The sequence below is a fragment of the Mycobacterium yunnanensis genome, from assembly GCF_025823185.1.
In the GTDB taxonomy this organism is placed as follows: domain Bacteria; phylum Actinomycetota; class Actinomycetes; order Mycobacteriales; family Mycobacteriaceae; genus Mycobacterium; species Mycobacterium yunnanensis.
In genome coordinates this window covers 422,568-443,623 of the sequence record NZ_JACKVK010000001.1, presented here as the reverse complement: position 1 = coordinate 443,623, position 21,056 = coordinate 422,568, and the positions used below count along the sequence as shown (strand labels likewise).

The 21,056-nt window shown below is 69.1% G+C and carries 18 protein-coding genes; 11 read left to right on the top strand and 7 right to left on the bottom strand.

Annotated features, from left to right (window positions below; translation table 11 throughout):
• The first annotated feature begins 7 nt into the window (after positions 1–7).
• Complete coding sequence (locus tag H7K45_RS02270; protein ID WP_263994110.1) at positions 8–1,495, top strand: flavin-containing monooxygenase; 1,488 nt, start codon at positions 8–10, stop codon at positions 1,493–1,495.
• Here the strand turns inward: H7K45_RS02270 and H7K45_RS02265 are convergent, their stop codons facing one another.
• Positions 1,496–1,984 carry a Dps family protein gene (locus tag H7K45_RS02265; RefSeq protein WP_263994109.1) on the bottom strand — a complete coding sequence of 163 codons (489 nt, stop codon included), beginning with the start codon at positions 1,982–1,984 and terminating at the stop codon, positions 1,496–1,498.
• A 103-nt stretch (positions 1,985–2,087) separates the two neighbouring features.
• Between H7K45_RS02265 and H7K45_RS02260 the strand changes: the two genes are divergently transcribed.
• Positions 2,088–2,543 (top strand): Fur family transcriptional regulator, encoded by a 456-nt coding sequence (locus tag H7K45_RS02260; RefSeq protein WP_263994108.1) that lies wholly within the window; start codon positions 2,088–2,090, stop codon positions 2,541–2,543.
• A gap of 55 nt (positions 2,544–2,598) precedes the next feature.
• Positions 2,599–4,134 (top strand): histidine ammonia-lyase, encoded by a 1,536-nt coding sequence (gene hutH / locus H7K45_RS02255; RefSeq protein WP_263994107.1) that lies wholly within the window; start codon positions 2,599–2,601, stop codon positions 4,132–4,134.
• 9 nt (positions 4,135–4,143) lie between these two features.
• Here hutH and H7K45_RS02250 read toward each other — a convergent pair whose 3' ends face one another.
• Entirely contained in the window at positions 4,144–5,484 is a 1,341-nt protein-coding gene (locus H7K45_RS02250; protein WP_263994106.1) for a serine/threonine-protein kinase, read from the bottom strand.
• Positions 5,485–5,536: 52 nt separating this feature from the next.
• Positions 5,537–7,444: an ArnT family glycosyltransferase gene (locus H7K45_RS02245; RefSeq protein WP_263994105.1), complete on the bottom strand. Its 1,908-nt coding sequence runs from the start codon at positions 7,442–7,444 to the stop codon at positions 5,537–5,539.
• Between the two features lie 144 nt (positions 7,445–7,588).
• Here H7K45_RS02245 and aceA point away from each other — a divergent pair, with 144 nt between their 5' ends.
• From aceA to H7K45_RS02230, 3 genes are all read left to right on the top strand, one after another.
• Complete coding sequence (aceA, locus tag H7K45_RS02240) at positions 7,589–9,880, top strand: isocitrate lyase ICL2 (protein WP_263994104.1); 2,292 nt, start codon at positions 7,589–7,591, stop codon at positions 9,878–9,880.
• Positions 9,881–9,951: 71 nt separating this feature from the next.
• Entirely contained in the window at positions 9,952–10,092 is a 141-nt protein-coding gene (locus tag H7K45_RS02235) for a hypothetical protein (RefSeq protein ID WP_263994103.1), read from the top strand.
• A gap of 5 nt (positions 10,093–10,097) precedes the next feature.
• Positions 10,098–11,066, top strand: coding sequence for an aldo/keto reductase (locus H7K45_RS02230; RefSeq protein ID WP_263994102.1), 969 nt, complete (start codon positions 10,098–10,100; stop codon positions 11,064–11,066).
• Here H7K45_RS02230 and H7K45_RS02225 read toward each other — a convergent pair.
• The gene (locus tag H7K45_RS02225) at positions 11,063–11,821 is read right to left on the bottom strand and encodes a class II aldolase/adducin family protein (RefSeq protein WP_263994101.1); all 759 of its coding nucleotides are present in this window, start codon (positions 11,819–11,821) and stop codon (positions 11,063–11,065) included. The genes H7K45_RS02230 and H7K45_RS02225 overlap by 4 nt on opposite strands.
• A gap of 125 nt (positions 11,822–11,946) precedes the next feature.
• On the opposite strand from H7K45_RS02225, the gene H7K45_RS02220 reads away from it, so the two are divergent.
• Both H7K45_RS02220 and H7K45_RS02215 read left to right on the top strand, forming a co-directional pair.
• Positions 11,947–13,089: a GGDEF domain-containing protein gene (locus tag H7K45_RS02220; RefSeq protein ID WP_263994100.1), complete on the top strand. Its 1,143-nt coding sequence runs from the start codon at positions 11,947–11,949 to the stop codon at positions 13,087–13,089.
• 86 nt (positions 13,090–13,175) lie between these two features.
• Positions 13,176–15,269, top strand: a complete 2,094-nt coding sequence (locus tag H7K45_RS02215; RefSeq protein WP_263994099.1) for an acyltransferase family protein — start codon at positions 13,176–13,178, stop codon at positions 15,267–15,269.
• Between the two features lie 13 nt (positions 15,270–15,282).
• On the opposite strand, the gene H7K45_RS02210 is transcribed toward H7K45_RS02215, so the two are convergent.
• On the bottom strand, positions 15,283–16,800 hold the full coding sequence (locus H7K45_RS02210; protein WP_263994098.1) for an MFS transporter: 1,518 nt from the start codon (positions 16,798–16,800) through the stop codon (positions 15,283–15,285).
• 115 nt (positions 16,801–16,915) lie between these two features.
• Here H7K45_RS02210 and H7K45_RS02205 point away from each other — a divergent pair, with 115 nt between their 5' ends.
• The 3 genes from H7K45_RS02205 to H7K45_RS02195 all read left to right on the top strand — a co-directional run bounded on the left by H7K45_RS02205 (position 16,916) and on the right by H7K45_RS02195 (position 19,111).
• The gene (locus H7K45_RS02205; RefSeq protein WP_263994097.1) at positions 16,916–17,362 is read left to right on the top strand and encodes a MarR family winged helix-turn-helix transcriptional regulator; all 447 of its coding nucleotides are present in this window, start codon (positions 16,916–16,918) and stop codon (positions 17,360–17,362) included.
• Between the two features lie 59 nt (positions 17,363–17,421).
• A complete protein-coding gene (locus H7K45_RS02200) occupies positions 17,422–17,802 on the top strand; it encodes a YybH family protein (protein ID WP_263994096.1) in 381 nt (126 codons plus the stop codon).
• A 244-nt stretch (positions 17,803–18,046) separates the two neighbouring features.
• A complete protein-coding gene (locus H7K45_RS02195; RefSeq protein ID WP_263994095.1) occupies positions 18,047–19,111 on the top strand; it encodes a 3-deoxy-7-phosphoheptulonate synthase in 1,065 nt (354 codons plus the stop codon).
• Positions 19,112–19,171: 60 nt separating this feature from the next.
• Here H7K45_RS02195 and H7K45_RS02190 read toward each other — a convergent pair whose 3' ends face one another.
• Positions 19,172–20,368: an acyl-CoA dehydrogenase family protein gene (locus tag H7K45_RS02190; protein ID WP_263994094.1), complete on the bottom strand. Its 1,197-nt coding sequence runs from the start codon at positions 20,366–20,368 to the stop codon at positions 19,172–19,174.
• A gap of 56 nt (positions 20,369–20,424) precedes the next feature.
• On the bottom strand, positions 20,425–20,760 hold the full coding sequence (locus tag H7K45_RS02185) for a hypothetical protein (RefSeq protein WP_263994093.1): 336 nt from the start codon (positions 20,758–20,760) through the stop codon (positions 20,425–20,427).
• Positions 20,761–21,056 lie beyond the last annotated feature (296 nt).

Genomic DNA, 21,056 nt, shown 5'->3' with positions numbered 1-21,056 from the left:
TGGGCCGATGACGGCAGACGCGGCGGTGATCGGGGCGGGACCCGGCGGATTGGTCGCCGCGCGCTGGCTGACCTCCCAGGGTTTCGAGCCGACCGTGTTCGAACGCAGTCCCGTCCTCGGCGGGCAGTGGGCCGGCCTGTCGGGCACCAGCGGCGTGTGGCCGGCGATGCACACCAACACCAGTCGCGTGCTGACGGCCTTCAGCGATCTGGAGCCGCGCGGTACCAACGTCTTTCCGTCGGGCGCGGAGGTGCGCGACTACCTCTACCGCTACGCCAGGACCTTCGGGCTGCTGTCGCGGATCAGGTTCGGCAGCGCCGTCGAACACCTGGATCGCGACGGCGCCGGGTGGTGGCTGAGCCACGACGGTGAACGCAGCAGGTTCGACCGCGTGGTGGTGGCCAGCGGCCGGTTCCACACCCCGGCCATCCCACCCGTGCCCGGTCTCGACACGTTCACCGGCACCGTGGGCACCTCGAGCACCTATCACTATCGAGGTGCCGAGGCCCTCCGCGGCCGCCGAATCCTGGTGGCAGGGTGCGCGGTCAGCGCGCTGGAGGTGGCTGCCGAACTCGCCCAGCAGGGCGCGGCCGCGGTCGTCCTCACTCAGCGCCGTCAGCGTTACGTGCTGCCGAAGTTCGCCGCGGGCGTCCCGTCCGACCATCGAATCTTCACCCGGTACGGCGTCCTGGCCACCGAGAACCTTCCTGCCACGGAGGTGGACCGTCAGCTCCGCGAGATCGTCGTCGAGGCCGGCGGGAGCCCGGAGCAATACGGTGCGCCGGCGCCGGACCCGTCGCTGTTCGCCGCCGGGGTCACGCTGAGCCAGCAGCACCTGCCGTTGGTCGCCGAGGGCCGAATCGCCATACGGCCGTGGATCACCTCGGTCAGCGGGCCGGACGTCACCTTCGCCGACGGGCACGTCGAGCAGTTCGACGGCATCGTGTTCGGCACCGGGTTCGACCTCGACCTGCCGTTCCTGAGCGAGGAGATTCGCGCCCTGGCCGGCGTGGACGCGGTGCATCTGGACGCCGACCGGTACACCTTTCACCCCGACTTGCCCGGGCTGGCGTTCATGGGAATGTGGGATCAGTCCGGCGGATACTTCGTGCCGCTGGAACTGCAGGCGAGGTGGATCGCCTACACGTGGGGCGGGTCGATCCCTGCCCCCGACGAGGCCCACCAGCGACGCGCCGTCGAGCTCTACCGCACGCGGCGCGGTCTCCCCCAGAAGACCCGAATGAACCTGGCCGCACTGGGTTTCGCCCGCGCGGCCGGCGTCGAACCCTGCCTGCACGACTGGCCCGAACTACGGCGGGCACTCCTGTTCGGCCCGTTGGCCCCCAGCCAATTTCGGCTTCAAGGTCCCGACGCCTTGCCCGACGCCCCGGCCAGGTTCGCTCGTGACGCAGCCGCATTCGGCGCCGTCACCTCCAACGAATACACCGCGCGCGAACGCACCTACTGGGCTGCGCTGCAGTCCGCAGGCGTCTGATCAGGAGCCGTGTCGCAGCTGGGCGGCAAGCATCCAGCGCTGCTTCTCCAGTCCCTCCAGGATCGTGTGCAAGATGTCGGCACTGGTGGGGTCCTGATCGTCGACCTCGTCGTGGACGGCACGAATTGCGTTGACCACGGCGAGAATTCGGTCGGCGATGAGTGCGACGACGCGTTCGACGACGACTTCGCCTGCGGGGAAGGCGTCCAGCGTGGTGGTGGTCGCCACGGTGGCCGTGCGTCCGTCCGGCACGGCCTCGAGCGCGCGCATGCGCTCGGCGACCGAATCGGCGTAGTCGCGGGCCGCGTCGACGATCTCGTCGAGTTCCAGATGGATGGACCGGAAGTTCGGGCCGACGACCGTCCAGTGCGCCTGCTTGGCCTGGCTCTGCAACTCCAACAATCCGACGAGCACGGTCTGGAGATGGGCGGCGAGGGCGGGCGAGGCGACGAACTCGCCAGCGAGGACGTCATGGGTGGTGGTGGTCATCGTTCCTCCTTGGGTGGCCATGCCACGACACTACGCCTTTTCTTGAGTAAATCAATAAAACGACGGACCCAAGGTATTGGTTAGGCAATGCTAAGCTGGCGCCATGGACGACGCGATCAGCCGGTACAAGCAGGAACTGCGCGGCGTCGGACTGCGGGCGACGTCAGGTCGCGTGGCCGTCCTGCGGGCATTGGAGAATTCGCCCCATGCCACTGCGGAGACGGTGTTCACGCTGATCCGCGGGGACCTGCCCGGCACCTCGACGCAGGCCGTCTACATGGTGCTCAACGATCTGACCCGCACCGGCCTCATCCGGCGGTTCGAGCCCGCGGGCTCCGCGGCGCTCTACGAACGCCGAATCGGCGACAACCACCACCACCTGGTCTGCGATGAGTGCGGGGTCGTTCGCGACGTCGACTGCGTCGTCGGCCGGGCGCCGTGTCTGACCCCTCCCGACGACACGGGGTTCCGCGTCCGGGAGGCCGAGGTCACCTTCTGGGGACTCTGCGAGCGGTGCCAGGCGAACCCGGTCGACGCCGGCCCGGTCTTCAGCGGGTGAGACTACGGTGGGCTAGCCAGACCCCCGTGTCCCCGCAGAAGGAGAGCCGCCACCCATGACCGTGACCGTCGGGATAGGACCGGTCAGCTTTGGCGACGTGGTCGCAGTCGCCCGCGACGACGCGGGGGTGACCCTGTCGGAGGAGGCGGGTGCGGCCATCCACGCCAGCCGCGACATCATCGAGGCGCTCGCCAACGACCCCACCCCCGTCTACGGCGTCTCGACCGGCTTCGGTGCACTGGCGACCCGACACATCCCCCACGAGAGCCGCACCCAACTGCAGCGCAGTCTCATCCGCTCGCACGCCGCGGGCTCGGGTCCCGAAGTCGAGCGCGAGGTGGTCCGCGCGATGATGTTGCTCCGGCTCTCGACGCTCGCGACGGGACGCACCGGAGTTCGCCGCGACACCGCCCAGGCCTATGCCGACCTGCTGTCGGCCGGGCTCACCCCCGTCGTGCACGAGTACGGCAGCCTCGGCTGCTCCGGTGACCTGGCACCCCTTGCGCACGTGGCACTTTCAGTCATGGGTGAGGGCTACGTGCGCACCCGCACCGGTCAGATCAAGCCGTCGGCGCAGGCCCTGGCCGAACACGGTCTGACGCCCGTCACGCTGGCCGAGAAGGAGGGCTTGGCCCTCATCAACGGCACCGACGGCATGCTCGGTCAACTGGTCCTCGCCCTGACCGATCTCGACGACCTGCTGCGCCTGGCCGACGTCGCGGCCGCCATGAGCGTCGAGGGCCAACTCGGCACCGACCGCGTGTTCGCCGCCGATCTGCAGCAGCTGCGGCCGCACCCCGGCCAGGCCGCGGCGGCGGCCAACATGACCCGTCTGCTCGCCGGGTCGGCCATCGTGGCGAGCCATCGGACCCCCGACTGCACCCGCGTGCAGGACGCGTACTCGTTGCGCTGCGCGCCCCAGGTCGCCGGTGCGGCCCGAGATACCGCTGCGCACGCCCGCCTGGTGGCCGAACGCGAACTCGCCAGCGTCGTCGACAATCCCGTCGTCACGCTCGACGGTCGGGTGGAGTCCAACGGCAACTTCCACGGCGCGCCCGTGGCGTACGCGCTGGACTTCCTGGCCATCGTGGTGGCCGACGTAGCCAGCATCAGCGAACGCCGCACCGACCGCTTCCTCGACGTCCATCGCAGCCACGGGCTCAACCCGTTCCTGGCCCACGACCCCGGCGTCGACAGCGGCCACATGATCGCGCAGTACACCCAGGCCGGGATCGTCTCCGAGCTCAAGCGACTGGCCGCGCCGGCCAGCGCGGACTCGATCCCGTCGTCGGCCATGCAGGAGGACCACGTCTCCATGGGCTGGTCGGCCGCCCGCAAGTTACGCCGTGCGGTCGACGGCCTGACCACCGTGCTGGCAATCGAAGTCCTCACCGCGGCAAGGGGATTGGACATGCGACAACCACTGACGCCGGCACCGGCCACGGGTGCGGTGATAGGTGCGTTGCGCGAGCGGGTCGAAGGTCCCGGTCCGGACCGCTTCCTGGCGCCGGAGATCGCCGCGGCGGTGGGACTGTCCCGCTCGGGTGACCTGGTTCGTGCCGCCGAGAACGTCGTCGGCCCCCTGGCCTGAGGCCGCCCCTCAGGCGGGCCCGTACAGATTGCCGCGCCGAATGTCCTCGCGGCACTCCAGCCGCGTCTCGCGCGTCTGTTGGACGCAGACCCGCACCTGCTCTTCGATGCCGTCCGGGTAGACCTCGTCGGTGGGGCCGGGGGTGACCGTCGGAGACGGGACGACACCGGAGACCAGGGACCACATGACGGTGTTGGCCGGTGGCAGCCGCGCGCAGTACGCCTTCTGCCCTGTCTCGGAAATGCCTGCGGCGCCGAGCACTTGGCAATCGGCGCCGACGAGTACCACGGGCATCGGAGGCGCCGACGGTGCCGCAGAGGCCACTTGCGAACTCTGGTGACGGGCGATGACGATGCCCGTGACGACACCGGCGATCAACAACACTCCGACCGCGATCGCCGCGGCCACCCCCAACCACCACCCGCGGCCACGGGTACGGCCACCCTTGGCGTCGGCGCCGGCATAGCGGCTCGCCAGCACGGTGTCGTCGACGCCCACACCGTCTTGCTCCCCGAGTTGGCGCGCCAACGCCCGTGCGAAGTCGCTACAGGTGTCGTACCGGTCCGCAGGCGACTTCGCCAACGCCTTGGCCAGCACCGGTTGCAGCCCCGACAGTTCCGGCTTGCGTTCGTCGATCGCGGGCGGCGGCGCGCTCACGTGCCGACTGATCACCACGGCGGGATTGCGGTCGAGGAACATGTGCGTCCCCGTGAGAAGTTCGAAAGCCGTTGCCGCCAGGGAGTATTGGTCGGCCCGACCGTCGAGCGTCTGACCCATCAGCTGCTCGGGGGCGGCGTAGGCCACGGTGCCGACGGCCATGTTCGTCTCGGTCAGCCCGCTGGCGTCGTCGACCCGGCGCGCGATGCCGAAGTCGGCCAGCAGGGCCCGCCAGCGATCGGAATCCAGATTGGCCAACAGGATGTTCGCGGGCTTGACGTCACGATGCAGGAGCTGGCGGACGTGGGCGTAGTCCAGGGCGTCGGCGACCGCACTGACGATGCGTACGACGTCGGCCGGCGGCATGCCGTGGCGATACTCCTTCTCCTGCAGCAGTTGCCCGGCGTCGGTGCCCTCGACGTAGTCCATCGCAATCCACAGCCGGCCCTCGTCCTCACCGCGGTCGTGCACGGCCACGATGTTCTGATGCCACAGCGTGGCGACGTTCTGCGCTTCGCGGTTGAAGCGTTCCCGGTACTCGTCGTCGCTGGACACCGACTGCGCCATCACCTTGAGCGCGTCCTGCCGCGGCAGACGCGGATGCTGGGCGAGGTACACCTCACCCATGGCGCCGGCACCGAGCAGTCGCACGATGACGTAACCGGCGAACGTCGCCCCATCGGCTAATGGCATGCGACGCATCCTACTGAGGCGACGCCGCTGAGCTACCGGAACACGAATGCCCTCACGTGGCGGGCGCGGTGAGGTCGTAGACGGTGTCGGAGCCGACGGTCGTCGGGGTGAAGTGGGCGGCGACCCACGTGGCGATGTCGGCGTGCGGAGTGCGGCCACCGAAACCGCCGGGCCGGTGGTCGTCCTTCTGGACGACGTAGTAACCGATCCGGTGGTTGGCGACGTCCTGCTCGAACTCCCCGAGCGTCGGCGCCGGGTCGGTGCCGCCGAATCCGCCGATGGCCATCACCGCGGTGTCGGTCGACAACTCCAGGGTCGCCGCCGCGCTGGATCGGTCGATCGCCGCGGAGAAGTCGGTGTGGGTGGCCTTCAGCATCGCGTCGAGTCGGGGGTCGTCGACGTCCTGGCCCCAGCCGCCGTGCTTCTCGTCCGGCGAGGCCGGTCCGACCAGCGGCATCCCGCCCTCGTGGGGCTGCAGGACCGTCGCGAACGAGTAGGCGGCGGTCCCGAACGCGGCGCTCAGCAACCCCACGCCCACAGCGGCGGCCGCCAGCCGTCGACGGGCCGGGGCACCGGCCGTCACCAACAGCGCGACCGAAGCGAGCACCGCCACGACCAGGATCGACCAGCGCATGGCGGGGAACCAACCGGCGTTGCGGCCCAGCAGCCACCAACTCCAGACACCGGTGCCCAGGATCATGGCGACGAGGCCACCGCGGCCCAGCCAGGTGTCGCGCCGAGCCCACGCCTCACCCCCGCCGATCGCGACCATCGCGCAGATGGCGGGCGCAAAGGACAGGCTGTAGTACGGGTGCACCATCGACTTCATGTAGCTCAGCACGAGACCGTCGACCAGCATCCAGGCGCCGAATCCGATCGCGCCGGCCCGCACCAGATCGGTGCGCGGCGCGCGCCCTCGTAGCCCCAGCACCAGCACCAGGGCGATCAGCGCGGCGGGTAACAGCCAACTGATCTCGAACCCGAACTCGCCGGTGAACAGCCGGGTCAGTCCGCTGGAGTCGCGGCCGAACCCGCCGAAGCCGTGATGGCCGTGGTTGACCTCGAACGGGGTGTCGGCCGCCGCCCCCACCACCGGGTTGAGCTCGAACATCTTGGTGTTCTTGCCCAGAACGCGGCCAAAGCCGTTGTATCCCAACACCAGGTTCATGAAGTTGTTGTCGGCGGACCCGGCGATGTAGGGCCGCGACGACGCCGGCCACAACACGGTCAGCAGGACGAACCAGCCCGCCGAGATGAGGAAGGCCGCGAGCGCACCCAGCAGATGGAGCACCCGCCGACCGAAACCGTTCGGCGCCGCGATCAGATACATCAGGCCGATCGCCGGCATGACCATGATGCCCTCGAGCATCTTGGCCAGGAAGGCAAATCCCAGCGCGACGCCCGCGAGCGCGATCCACCTGGCGCTGGCCCGCTCGAGCGCCCTGACCCCGCAGTACACCGCGGCCGTCATCAGCAGCACCATGACCGCATCCGGGTTGTTGAACCGGAACATCAGCGCCGCCACCGGGGTCAGCGCGAAGGCGAACCCGGCGAGCAGGGCCGCTTGGGGTCCGCTGACCCGGCGGACCGCCGCGTACAGCAGCGCCACCGTCGCCACGGCCATCAGCGCCTCGGGAATCAACATGCTGGCACTGCTGAAGCCGAAGATCTGACCGGAGAGCCCCATCACCCACTGCGACACCGGGGGCTTGTCGACGGTCATGAAGTTCTGGGTGTCCAACGACCCGAAGAGCAGGGCCTCCCAGTCCTTCGAGCCGGCTTGGGCCGCGGCGGCGTAGAACTGGTTGCCCATCCCGTTGATCGTGATGTTCCACAGGTAGGTCGCCGCCGTGAACAGCAGCAGGACGGCGAACCCGATGCGGTCCCAGTGCCTGCGCGGCGGGGTGGCCTCGGGCGGTTCGTCACTGGTCGGGACCGGCAGTTCCAATGTGGTTGTCACACTGACAGTTAGACAGGTGGACCGTGGACGAACCTGTGAGCCGCACGCGAACCCGCTGAATGGGTGAATCGAAACTGCCCGCCCGGCAATCGCCATACACTCGCACCATCATCACCGGAAATGCTCGACGAGGAGCTTGAACGCATGACGATGACCGAACCCGACGTCCACGCCAGCACATCCTTCGACGACGACGTCGCGGCAACCCAGAAGTACTTCGACAGTCCGCGGTTCGAGGGCATCGTCCGGCTGTACACGGCGCGCCAGGTCGCCGAGCAGCGCGGCACCATCGAGTGCGACTACCCCGTGGCCCGCGCCGCGGCGGCCGCCTTCTACGAGCGCCTGCGCGAACTCGCCGCGGCGCAGAAGAGCATCACGACGTTCGGCCCCTATTCACCCGGCCAGGCGGTGACCATCAAGCGGATGGGCATCGAGGGCATCTACCTCGGCGGGTGGGCCACCTCGGCAAAGGGCTCCATCAGCGAGGACCCCGGGCCCGACCTTGCCAGTTACCCGCTGAGCCAGGTCCCCGACGAAGCGGCCGGGTTGGTGCGCGCGTTGCTGACCGCCGACCGCAACCAGCAGTACCTGCGGTTGAAGATGACCCCCAAGCAACGGGAGGCAGCGGGTCCTCCCGTCGACTACCGGCCGTTCATCATCGCCGACGCCGACACCGGCCACGGCGGTGATCCGCACGTGCGCAACCTGATCCGCCGCTTCGTCGAGGCAGGCGTGCCCGGCTACCACATCGAAGACCAGCGGCCCGGCACCAAGAAGTGCGGCCATCAGGGCGGCAAGGTCCTGGTGCCGTCCGACGAACAGATCAAGCGCCTCAACACCGCGCGCTTCCAACTCGACATCATGCGCGTGCCCGGCATCATCGTCGCCCGCACCGACGCCGAGGCCGCCAACTTGATCGACAGCCGCGCCGACGAACGCGACCAGCCGTTCCTGCTCGGCGCGACCAACCTGAAGGTGCCGCCCTACAAGGCGTGCTTCTTGGCGCTCATGCGCAGCCTGCACCAGCAGGGCGTCACCGATCTGCGGGGTCACCTGCTATACGCCCTGCCCGACGGCGAGTATGCCGCCGCCGACGCCTGGTTGGCGCGAACCGGTGTCGCCGCAGCGGTCAGCGAGGCCGCGGCGTCCTGGGCCCGCGGCGAGCAGACCTCGGTCGACGACCTCTTCGACACCGTCGAGTCGCAGTTCGTCGACGCCTGGCAGGCCGACGCCGGTTTGGAGACCTACGGCGAGGCAGTGGCCGAGATGGTGGCCTTCCGTGAGCGCGAGGGCGAGCCGGTGGCCATGACGCCCGCGCAGTGGCGCGAGTTCGCCAAGGGTGCGTCGCTCTATGCCGCGCGCGAGAAGGCCAGGGAATTGGGCGTCGACGTGCCGTGGGACTGCGAACGGGCCAAGACCCCGGAGGGCTACTACCAGGTGCGCGGTGGCATTCCGTACGCGATCGCGAAGTCGCTGGCGGCCGCGCCGTTCGCCGACGTCCTGTGGATGGAGACCAAGACCGCCGACCTGGCCGACGCCAGGGAGTTCGCCAGGGCGATCCGGGCCGTCTACCCCGACAAGATGATGGCCTACAACCTGTCCCCGTCGTTCAACTGGGACACCACCGGCATGACCGACGACGAGATGCGCGCCTTCCCCGAGGAGATCGGAAAGATGGGCTTCGTCTTCAACTTCATGACCTACGGCGGCCACCAGATCGACGGCGTCGCCGCCGAGGAGTTCGCCACCGCGTTGCGACAGGACGGCATGCTGGCGCTGGCGCGGCTGCAGCGCAAGATGCGACTCGTCGAATCGCCGTACCGCACTCCGCAGACGCTCGTCGGCGGCCCGCGCAGCGACGCCGCTCTGGCGGCGTCGTCGGGACGCACCGCCACCACGAAGTCGATGGGCAAGGGGTCCACGCAGCACCAACACCTGGTGCAGACCGAGGTGCCGAAGAAGCTGCTGGAGGATTGGCTGGCGCTGTGGGGCGAGCACTACCAGCTCGACGAGACGCTGCGCGTGCAGTTCCGTCCGCTTAGGGCGGGTGGCGAAGTGCTCGAGCTCGGCATCTACGGCGACGGCGAGGACAAGCTGGCCAACGTGCTGGTCGACCCCATCAAGGATCGCAACGGGCGCAGCATCCTGACGGTGCGCGACCAGAACACCTTCGCCGAGCACCTCCGGCAAAAGCGGCTCATGACGCTGGTGCATCTCTGGTTGATCAACCGGTTCAAGGCCGATGCGGTCTACTACGTGACGCCGACGGAGGACAACGTCTACCAAACCGAGAAGATGAAGTCCCACGGCATCTTCTCGAACGTGCACGAAGACGTCGGCGAGATCGTCGTCGCCGACGTCAACCAGCCGCGCATCGACGAGTTGTTGGCGCCGGACCGGGAGGCCCTGATGCGACTGGTGCGCAAGGAGGATTAGACCCCCGGTTTCAAAGGGACTTCACAGGCGGGGCTTCATCGCTCATTAACTTCGGTCAGCACGCTGGAGCCATGATCGCTTCACTGCTCGCCGCCGCCGTCGGACTTGGCGTGGTGGTCGTCGCCGAGTTCAACTGGCAGCGGGCGCTGACCGCCGCGACTGCCGCCGGTCTGGTCGCCCAGCCCACCGGAGAGGTGACGCCCGTACCGTAGGGGACGTGAAGTTCCTGGAGGTCGACGGGCTCGGCCCGGTCAGTCGCATCGGGCTGGGTACGTGGCAGTTCGGCGCCAAGGAGTGGGGGTACGGCGACGCCTACGCCGCCGGCGCCGCCCGTGACATCGTGGCTCGCGCCCGCGCGCTGGGGGTGACGCTGTTCGACACCGCCGAGGTGTACGGATTCGGCAAGAGCGAGCGCATCCTCGGCGAAGCGCTTGGCGACGAACGAGCCGACGTCGTCGTCGCGAGCAAGGTCTTCCCCGTCGCCCCGTTCCCGCCCGTCGTCCGGCGACGGGCCCGCGCGAGCGCGAAGCGGCTGGGCCTGCGGACGATTCCGCTCTATCAAGTCCACCAGGCCAACCCCGTCGTCCCCGATTCGGTGATCATGCCCGGAATGAGATCCCTGCTCGACGACGGCGCCATCGGCGCGGTCGGGGTGTCGAACTACTCCTTGGACCGGTGGCGCAAGGCCGACGCCGCGCTCGGCCGGCCGGTGGTGAGCAATCAGGTGCACTTCTCCCTCGCCCATCCCGGGCCGCTGGATGACCTGGTGCCCTTCGCCGAGCGCGAGAATCGCATGGTGATGGCCTACAGCCCGCTGGCCCAGGGCCTACTCGGCGGGAAGTACGGCCCCGACAACCGGCCCGGCGGCGTCCGGGCGACCAATCCGCTGTTCGGCACCGAGAACCTGCGACGAGTCGAGCCGCTACTGGACACCCTGCGAGGCGTCGCCGCAGAGGTCGGCGCCAAGCCCGCCCAGGTCGCGCTGGCCTGGCTGATCAGCCTGCCGGGGGTGGTGGCCATCCCCGGCGCGTCCAGCGTCGATCAACTCGAATTCAACGTCGCAGCAGCCGATCTCGATCTGGGCACGGCCAACGTAGACGCCTTGACCGCCGCCGCCCGAGCCTTCCGCCCGGTGTCCATCGCCCGGTTCGTCGCCGACACGATCCGCGAGAAGGTGGGCCGTTAGCCGGCCGGTACGTAGGTGCGCTGCGCCCACTGGAACGCCTGCCACCCGGCAACCTCGTCGAAGTCGGCGTGGGTGCGTCGCGCCGCCTCGGCGCTGATCGGCACGGCGTCGCGGGCCTTGACCTGAACTTCGGCGCACCGCTCCATCAGCAAGAAGAAGCCCACTGCCGAGTCGACGGTGGCGCCCACCGTCAGCAGCCCGTGGTTGCGCAGGATGACCGCTCGCGAGCCGCCGACGGCCGCCGCGATGCGCTTGCCGCCGTCGAGGGACGCGATGTTGACCTCCTCGTCGTCGAAGATCTCGTGGTCGTCGTAGAACACGCACGCCTCCTGTGAAATCGGCGCGAGTTTGGTGACCGTCGCCGAGAACGGCGTGCCGTACGGGGTGTGGCAATGCGCCGCCGAGACGACGTCGGGCCGGGCCTCGTGCACCGGCGCGTGAATGTGAAAGGCGGCGATGTTGATGTGCCCACCATCCTCGACGGTGCCGTCGGGGCGCACCAGCACCAAGTCGTCGGTGGTCACCGCGCGGAACGGGACACCGTAGCGGGCCAGCCAAAAGCAGTCCGGCCGTTCGGGATCGCGAGCCGAGACGTGACCGTCGCCGAGCGAGCCCCATCCCATGGCGCCGAACACCCGGTATGCCAAGGCAAGACGGCGCTTGCGATGCTCACGGAGCTCGGCCGGGTCGGCGATCTCCGGCTCGTAGGCGTCGGGGTCGAGATGTCCGTCCAGATGTTCGTGGTCTGCCGTCACTCCCCCACGCTATCCAGCATCCCGGACTGTCACCACCGACCTCGGATTTCGGTTAGTGTTTCCGGCGTGCTACGCGGCCGTTCACCGGAGTTCGCCGAGCGCGGCCCGAGCGTCGGCCCGCCCGCGTGAGACTGACCGCGCTGGCCTCGGCACGGCGCCGTTTCACCTCCGAGGATCGCTACTACTGGATCACGTCTCTGCTCGCGGCCAGGGGTCATCAGCGAGCCACCTGTCGGTTGACCGCGCTCAACATCCTCGGTTGCGGCACCGTGCCGTTGGTGCTGATGCTGGGTGACCATGGCCCGACGGGTGCGCGGGACCGCTTTTTGGCCGTCACGGTGTTCGCGATCAGCGCTGCCCTCGCCGCCACCTGGTTGCGGTCCAGCTGGCCCACTCGCCGCGGGTCTCAGCTGTGCGTGGTGATCTGCGCCATCCTGCTCACCGTCGGCTGCCTCATCGAGAACGATCCCGCCCTCGGACTCTTGGGGGCCACCGGGTTCATCGCCCTGTCGACGTTCACCGCCGTGTTCCACGCCGGGTGGCTGTTGGCCTACACCTGGATCGTCGGCGTCGCGACCATCGTGGTGCAGTCGGTGCGCTTCGCCGGGGTGGCACCCGAGGTCACCGTGGGAGCGATCGCCCTGTTCGCCTTCGTCAACGCCTTCGTGGTGTTCTGCTGCCGCAGCGTCGTCCGACTGGTCGACAGCGACGTGCACTACGGCGAACTCGAACCGCTGACCGGATTGCTGACGCGCGACGCATTCTCCGAACGCGTCGCGACCGTGGTCACCCGTGACCGTGACGACGACCGGTTCCTGGCGATCGTCGTCGTCAGCCTCGACAGCTTCTCGCTGCTGACCGCGATGGGTGGCGAGGCCGGTGGCAACCAGGCTCGGGTGGCGGTCGGGCAGCGGCTTCGCGAGACGCTGCGGCGCGACGCCCTACTCGCGCACGTCGGCGAATCGGAGTACCTGATCGCGGACACGTTCAGCAGCACCGACGCCTCGGTGCTCACCGATCGACTGCAGCACACCGTCCGCACCGCCCCGTTCCGGCTGACCGCGAGCATCGGCACGGTGGTCGCACCGTTGGCCGAACTCGTCGGGCATCCACCGCACGACGTCGTCGAGGAACTCATCACCATCGCCTCCACGAACGTGTACCTCGCCCGCCGCAACGGCGGCCAGCGCACCGAGACGACCGCCAATCCGGAGCTGACGTCGCTGCGCGAGACCAACGGCTGGGACGACGACGACCTGACGGCCTAGCCGCGACTCGACCGCCCTGCCTCAGGGCAACCTGCTACGGTCCTCCCTAGCGAGCCCGAGGTGGGCTTTCGAGGAAGTAGGCGGCAATGAGCAACGTCGCACTAGGCTCGTCACCGCCATCGGCCGGGTCCTCGCCGCCGCCCGCCATGCCCACCTTCCGCTCCGACGTCGAGGGCATGCGGGCCGTCGCGGTCGCTCTGGTGCTGGCCTATCACGCCTTCGCCCACCCCTTCACGGGCGGTTGTGTGGGCGTCGACGTGTTCTTCGTGATCTCGGGCTTCCTCATCACCGGCCTGCTGCTGCGCGAAAGCTCGCGGTCCGGCCGCATCTCCATCGCGGCCTTCTACGCCCGCCGGGTCCGTCGCGTCCTGCCCGCCGCCACCGCCGTGGTGCTCGCGACGACCGTCACGGCCTACGTCCTGCTCGGGTTCGTGACGGGCAACGCCGTCGCCGCGGCCGCCACGTGGACCGCGGTCTTCGCGGCGAACGTGTACTTCGGCCTGCTCGGCAACGACTACCTCGGTTCGCAGCTGCCGCCCTCGCCGCTGGACCACATGTGGTCCCTCGGCGTCGAGGAACAGTTCTACGTCGTGTGGCCGCTGGTGCTCCTTGCGGCGGTGCTCGCGCTGCCCGGGCGGTGGCGTCGTCCCGGGTTGGCCGCCATCCTGGGCGTCGTCATCGCCGCGTCGCTGGCGTGGTCGGTGATCGGCACGCACACCAACGCGACGTGGGCCTACCTCTCACCGTTCACCCGCGCCTGGGAGCTCGCCCTCGGCGCCCTGGTCGCCGTCGCCGCGCCGTCGTTGGCACGCATCCGAGACGACCGCATCCTGCAGACCGTCGCCGGGCTCGGCATCGTGGCGATCGCCGCGAGTTCGTTGCTGCTCGACGCGCGGACCCCGTACCCGGGTTCTGCCGTCGTCGTCCCCGTGCTGGGGACGGCGCTGCTCATCGGCGCCGGCTGCGCCAATCCCCGCACCGTCGTGGGACGAGCCCTCGGCGCCGCACCGATGCAGTGGATCGGAGCGCGCTCCTACTCCCTCTACGTGTGGCACTGGCCGGTGCTCGCCGTCGCCGCGCAGTACGCGGGGCACGCGCTGACCAAGACGCAGAACGCGGGCCTGCTGGCCGTCGCCGCCGTCCTGGCCGCGCTCAGCTACTCACTGCTCGAGAATCCGGTCCGTCACTCGTCGTTCCTCGTGGCCCGCGACGGCATCACCCTCGCCGTCGGTGCGGCTCTGATCGCCGTCACCGTCGTCGTGGCCCAGGTCCTGATCGCGACGCACCAGAGCTCGTCGGCCTCGGCCGCCGCCCGCCCGTCGGACCACACGTTCGCCACCGGCGCCGAGGTCCAGGCCGCGGTGGCGGCGGCCCAGACCGTCACCGACCTGCCCGCCGAGGTCGCCGCACGGCTGACCGCACCCGACCCGCCGTCGCCGGGACGCGGCTTCGACTGCAGCCGGGTCGACGACACCGGGGCTACGTCCTTCGGCCAGTGTGCCTACGGAGACCCCGCCGGCGACCGGGTGGTCGTCGCGTACGGCGACGCCCGCGCCATGACGTGGAGCACCCCGCTCGCCCGTCTCGCCGCCGAGAATGGTTGGCAGCTAAGGGTCTTCGCGCTCGACGGTTGCCCACCGGCCGATCTGCACCTTCAGTCGCAACAGTCCGGCACGCCGAATGCCGCCTGCGACCGATTCCACCGCGCGGCGGTCGCCGCCATCACCGCCCTGGCGCCACGCCTGGTGGTCACGACCGGCATGGTCGGGCCGCCGTTGGCCGACGGTTCCGACGTCACACCGTCGCAGTGGGCCGACGGCCTGGCGTCGACGTATGCCGCCCTGGCCCCGACCGGGGCGAGGTTCGCCGCGATCGGCGACCTGCCCACGTGGGACGACGACGACGCGCACTGCCTGGCCCGGCGACCGCAGCAGGTCCAGGCCTGCTCGGCGGCCACCGACGACGCCGCCCCCGACGACGCGTTCGTCGATGCCGAGCGGTCCGCCGTGACCGCTCACGGTGGCGTCTACGTCACGCCAACCCCGTGGGTGTGCGCGCACCGCTGCGAGCCGGTGATCGCCGGAAAGCGGGTATACGCCAACGAATTCGACCTCACCTCCGACTACGCCGACTATCTCACCGGCGCGCTGGGTGAAGCGCTCGCACCCGTGCGGCCGTGACACCGTCCGGCGCTCAGGGTGATCGCGGCCGGCTCGCGCCCTCGGCCCGTACCGATCCGCGTCTGCGGTCGACACCGCCTGCGGCCAGCGGCGTCGCCACGTCTTCGAGCGACTTGCCCTCGGCGTCGACGGCGAGGAACCATGCGATCAGCCCGCCGCCGGCCATCACCGCCGCACCCAGCAGGTAACCGACGAACAGCAGCACCGGTCGTGAACCGTCACCGATGAGGGCGCCGTAGACCACCGGCCCCAGTGCGCCGAAACACTGTGCGATGGCGAAGAACACCGCGATCGCCTTGGCCCTGACCTCGAGAGGAAAGATCTCACTCACCGTCAGATAGGCCGAACTGGCCCCCGCCGAAGCGAAGAAGAAGATCACGCACCACGCCACGGTCTGGGTGACGGCGTTGAGCACTCCGGCGTAGAACAGACCGGCGCTGCCGGCGAGCAGCACACCAGACAGCACGTAGGTCCCGGAGATCATCTTGCGGCGGCCGACGGTGTCGAAGAAGTGGCCAATGGCCAACGGGCCGGCCAGATTACCCACCGCGAAGGCGATTAGGTAGAGCGGCGTGGACTCCGACGGCACGCCGTAGAACTTGCCGAGCACCAGGGTGTAGGTGAAGAAGATCGCGTTGTAGAGGAAGGACTGGCTGATCATCAGCGAAGCACCGAGGATCGCGCGCTTGGGATAGTCGCGGAACAGCACGCGCGTCAACGCCAGGTAGCCGATCTTCTGCGTCGGCCTGAGCTCGATGGCCTTGGCGTCGTCGACGCGCGCCAACGTGGCGCCGGTGGCCTCGACTTCGTGCTCGATGAAGCTGATCGACTGCTCGGCCTCGTCGACGCGGCCGTTCATCACCTGCCAGCGCGGACTCTCCGGCAGATGGCGCCGCACCACCAGGATGACCAAGCCGAGCACCGGGCCGATCAAGAACGCAAGTCGCCAGCCGAGACCCAGGTCCATCGACTTGAGGAAGACGAAGGTGCCGAGGGTACCGAGTATCGCTCCGGCCCAATAAGTTCCGTTGACGGCGATGTCGACGCGGCCACGGTATCGCGCCGGGATCAGCTCGTCGATCGCCGAGTTGATCGCGGCGTACTCCCCGCCGATGCCCATACCCGCGATGAAGCGGGTCGCGTAGAGGAACACCACCCACCCGAGGCCGTTGCCGAGGGTCAGCGCGGTGAGCCCGCTGCCCACCAGGTACACGCCCAACGTGACCATGAAGAGGTTGCGCCGACCGAGCTTGTCGGACAGGCGCCCGAAGAACAGAGCACCGACGACCTCGCCCGCCAGATACACCGTGGCGAGAAAGCCGACGGCGGCCGAGGAGAGCCCCAGGGTCTCGGGCTGACTGAGGGTGTCGGCGACGGCGCTGGCCACGGTGATCTCGAGCCCGTCCAGAATCCACGCGACTCCGAGTGCCACCACGAGTCGGGTGTGGAACGGCGACCACGGCAGTCGGTCGATGCGGGCCGGAATCAGGCTGCGGATCGGGGCGCCCTGCGTTTCGGCGGGTGTCACCATGGTCCCCTCCTCGGAATAGGCACTCTGCTGCCGAACGGCAGTTCCCGCCAATCGGCCTGCGGAAACCATTCGCGTCGAGACCGTCGAGGCCGGTGGTTGGCGGTACTTTCTTGGAGTGGAACTGGCCGGTCTCTTCAGCGAGTTGGTTCGTCTCGAGACGGAGTTGTGGAACGCGGCCGACGCTCGACTTCGAGCCGACTTCGACCTCCCGCTGTCCTGGTTCGAGCCCATGCAGGTGATCGCTCGGGTGCCGTCTTGCCGGGTGTTCGACATCGCCACCGAACTGTCGATCACCGTCGGTGGGACCAGCAAGCTCGTCGACCGACTCGTGGCCGCCGGTCATTGTGCCCGGGTGGCGAACCCCGACGATCGACGGTCGTCGGTCATCGAACTGACGCCGACTGGCCGCCGTCTGCTGGCCAAGGCGTCGACGGCGTTGGAAGACGAATTGCAGTCGCTCATCGGCGCCGCCGTCGCCACGTCAGCGCTGCAACGGTTCGAGTCGACACTGCTGGCACTGCGCCGAGCCGTCGCGCAGGCCGGTGGCCGTTCTCAGGTGTGACACCGCCCGTCGGATTTAGATTCTGCGGAATCATATTCCATGGAATATAGTTCGAGAGCATGAGCCCAGAAGCCGAAATCCGCGCACTGCTCGACACGTACGAGCGCGCACTGAACACCGACGACACCGCCCTTGCGGTGTCGTGCTACACCGCTGACGGCGTCTTCATGCCGACGACCCTGCCCACCGCCGCGGGCCCCGACCTCACCCGGGCCTATGAGCAGATCTTCGCGGCCATCCACCTCGACGTCACGTTCACCGTCGACGAGCTGGTCGTGGCCAGTGACGTCGTCGCCTACGCGCTGACGCGCAGCGCCGGGCAGCAGACCGTTCACGCCACCGGAGAGCGGTCGGCCGAATCGAACCGCGAGATGTTCGTCTTCACCGCCGACGACGGACCGTGGAAGATCGCCCGCTACATCTTCAACAAGCCGAACTGAGGCCGCGGTTCGTCCGCCCGGCGGATGACACGGTATGGTGGCCGACGTGAACATCGGCACGCGCAGCTATTGGCGCTTTATCTCGGCTCCGGGTGGAGCCTGCGATAAGGCGCCGTAACTCGACGCGCGATACGCCACCCGGAGCCCAGCAGTGACCACGAGGTCGCTGCTTTCGTCATTTCAGGGCTCCGGAACGTCGACGGGTGAGCCCTGGGAAACCACTCACAGGAAGCCCGCCCACATCGTGACCATCACCAGCACCATCGCAGACGTCGAACCGACCTCCGACCGGCGGATCGTCTCGTTTCGGCCCGTGCCGCCATCCGAGCAACTCTTGGCTGAGCTGCCCCTCGGCCCCGACGGCGCCGCGGCGGTTCGACGCCACCGCGACGAGATCACCGAGATCCTCGCCGGTCGCGACGACCGGCTGCTCGTCGTCGTGGGACCCTGCTCGGTGCACGACCCAGTGGCGGCGCTGGACTACGCGCGCCGGCTGGCGCCGTTGGCCGACGCCTACGCCGACCGCCTCAAGATCGTCATGCGGGTCTACTTCGAGAAGCCCCGCACGACCGTCGGTTGGAAGGGTCTGATCAACGACCCCGGGATGGACGGCACCTTCGACGTCGAGCGCGGGCTGCGCACCGCGCGGGCACTGCTGCTCGACATCGGCGAGATCGGGTTGGCCGTGGGCTGCGAATTCCTCGAGCCGACCAGCCCGCAGTACATCGCCGACACCGTGTCCTGGGGCGCGATCGGAGCCAGGACCACCGAATCGCAGATTCACCGTCAGCTGGCCTCCGGACTGTCGATGCCGATCGGGTTCAAGAACGGCACCGACGGCAACGTCCAACCCGCCGTCGACGGCGTGAGAGCGGCTGCGGCACAACACGTCTTCTTTGGAATCGACGACCTCGGCCGCGGCGCCATCGTCGAGACCGCGGGCAACCCCGACTGCCATCTGATCCTGCGCGGCGGATCCTCGGGCCCCAACTACGACGCGTGCTCGGTCGCCGCGGCGATCGAAGGCTTGGCCGCGGCGGGGCTGCCGGACAACGTGATGGTCGACTGCTCGCACGCCAACTCGGGCAAGGATCACGTGCGCCAGGCCGAGGTCGCCGACGAGATTGCCGCCCGCATCGCCGACGGCGAGCGCGGCATCAGCGGCGTGATGCTGGAGAGCTTCCTGGTCGCGGGCGCCCAGCCCGTCACCGGAGACCTCGTGTACGGCCAGTCCGTCACCGACGCCTGCATGGACTTCACCACCACCGCCGACATCCTGGCCCGTCTGCATGCCGCCAAAGTCCGCTAGCGGCAACGCGGTTCGCGACCGAGGAAGCGCACCCCGTGGGGGATGCGCTTCCTCGTCGTTTCACACAGTCGGGCTGATGCGCTCGGGTACGTCCAGCAGTGCCTTGCCAAGCACCTCGTAGCCGACGGCGGCGTTCTGTCCGGCGTGGCGGGCGATGACGTTGGCGTCGCGCCACACCTGCTGCATCGGGCTGGCTTCGGCGAAACCGCCTGCGCCGTAGAGGTTGGCGGCGATCTCGACCGCCTCGAGGACCTGGGTCATGGCATGACCGCACTGGGCACGCAACCGGGCACGCACGGCGTAGTCGGGCCGCTGCCCCCTGGCGCCTGCGGCGTCGAGTTCGTCGACGACGCTCAGCGCGTGCAACCGCGCGGTCTGCAACGCGAGGTTGGCCTGGGCCAACTGGATCTGCACACCCACCGAGTCGGCCTGCCGCTGGTAGACGGTGTGGTGCAGCGGCTTCTGCGTGGCCTTCTCGGTGGCCAGCGCCAGCGCGGCCCGCCCCAGCCCCAGCAGCGGGCACAGAATCGACAGCGAAAGAACCGATCCCGTGTGCGGCTGATCGCCTACCTCACCCGAGGGGTCGGAGTACCCGCCCTCGGCGATGTCGGCCAGAGGGACGGTGCGGTACGACGGCACGAACACGTCCTCCCCGGCCAGGGTGTGCGAGCCGGTGCCCCGCATGCCCACGGTGTGCCAGGTGTCCTCGACGGTGAGTTCCGACATCGGCACCAGGCACAGCAGCACCTCGGGAGTGCCGGCGTCGTCGGGGACCAGTGCGCCCACCACCGCCCACGTGGCGTGCGGGGCACCGGAGGCGTACGGCCACCGGCCGCTCACCCGCAGACCGCCCTCCACCCGCCGGCCCGGACTGGGCGTGATGCTGCCGGCGATCCGGACGCCGGGGCCGTCGCCGAAGACCTCGTCGCGGGCTCGTTCGGAGGCCAGGCCCACCAACCACCCCGCCACCGATCCCAGACTGACCACCCAGGCCGCCGAGGCGTCGGCCTCGCCGAGTGCCTCGGCGACCTCGAGCAGGGTCCGCAGGTTCGCCTCCTGCCCGCCGAAGCGCCGCGGCACCAGCAGACCGAACAACCCGGCGTCGGTCATCGCCTCGATCACCTCGTCGGGCTGCCGGCGGTTCACGTCGCCGTAGCCGGCGTGTCGACGTAGCAGGGGTTGCAGGGCCACTGCGCGTGCCACCAGTTCGTCGGACGACGAGCCGTGGTGCGTGGCGGGGAGGGCGTGGATGCTCATGGAAGACCTTTCGGGGGAAACGTGGTGGTGGGGTGTCGGCCGACTCGCGCCGCTGCTCACAGCGGAATGAAGACGCCGAGGAACCAGAACCCCCAGATGCCGCGACCGCGGTCGAAGAACGGATCCGCGCGGAAGCCGCGGTAGTTGAAGGGACGGTGGTCGCGGCGGCCGTCGTCGAACCCGCGCTGATCCCACCGCCGGTCGTCGAACCGGAAGTCGTCTCGCCGGTCGTGGCGGCCGTCGCCGTCGCGGCCACAGAAGTGCCCAAAGCACCGATCTTGGTGAAATCCAGTGTCAGCCAATGCCGTTGCGGCACCGGCGCCGAGCCCGAGTGCGCTCACACTCAGGGCGGCGGCGACCGCGGCGCGCGCGGTAATCTTCACGAGTCTCATGCTGACTTCTCCTTCGACGTTCCGACGTGGTCGGCGATTCAGTCGCAAGTCGTTGTCTTGCAACGGCTTCTGATCGCTTCAACCAGCATGGGCGGCCGAAGAACCCACTGGGTGAAGACCACGTGGAGATCGCATGGAGATCGCCGGCGACCGGCGGCGCGCGGAGGTATGCCCGCGGTCACACCACGTCGCTGGCCGGCTCGGCACGGCAGCAGTGGCCCGACGCTCGTCGGAGGTGTGGCGCATGCACGATCGAATCACCGCGGTGCGGGCCCGGGCGGGCCGTAACCATCACC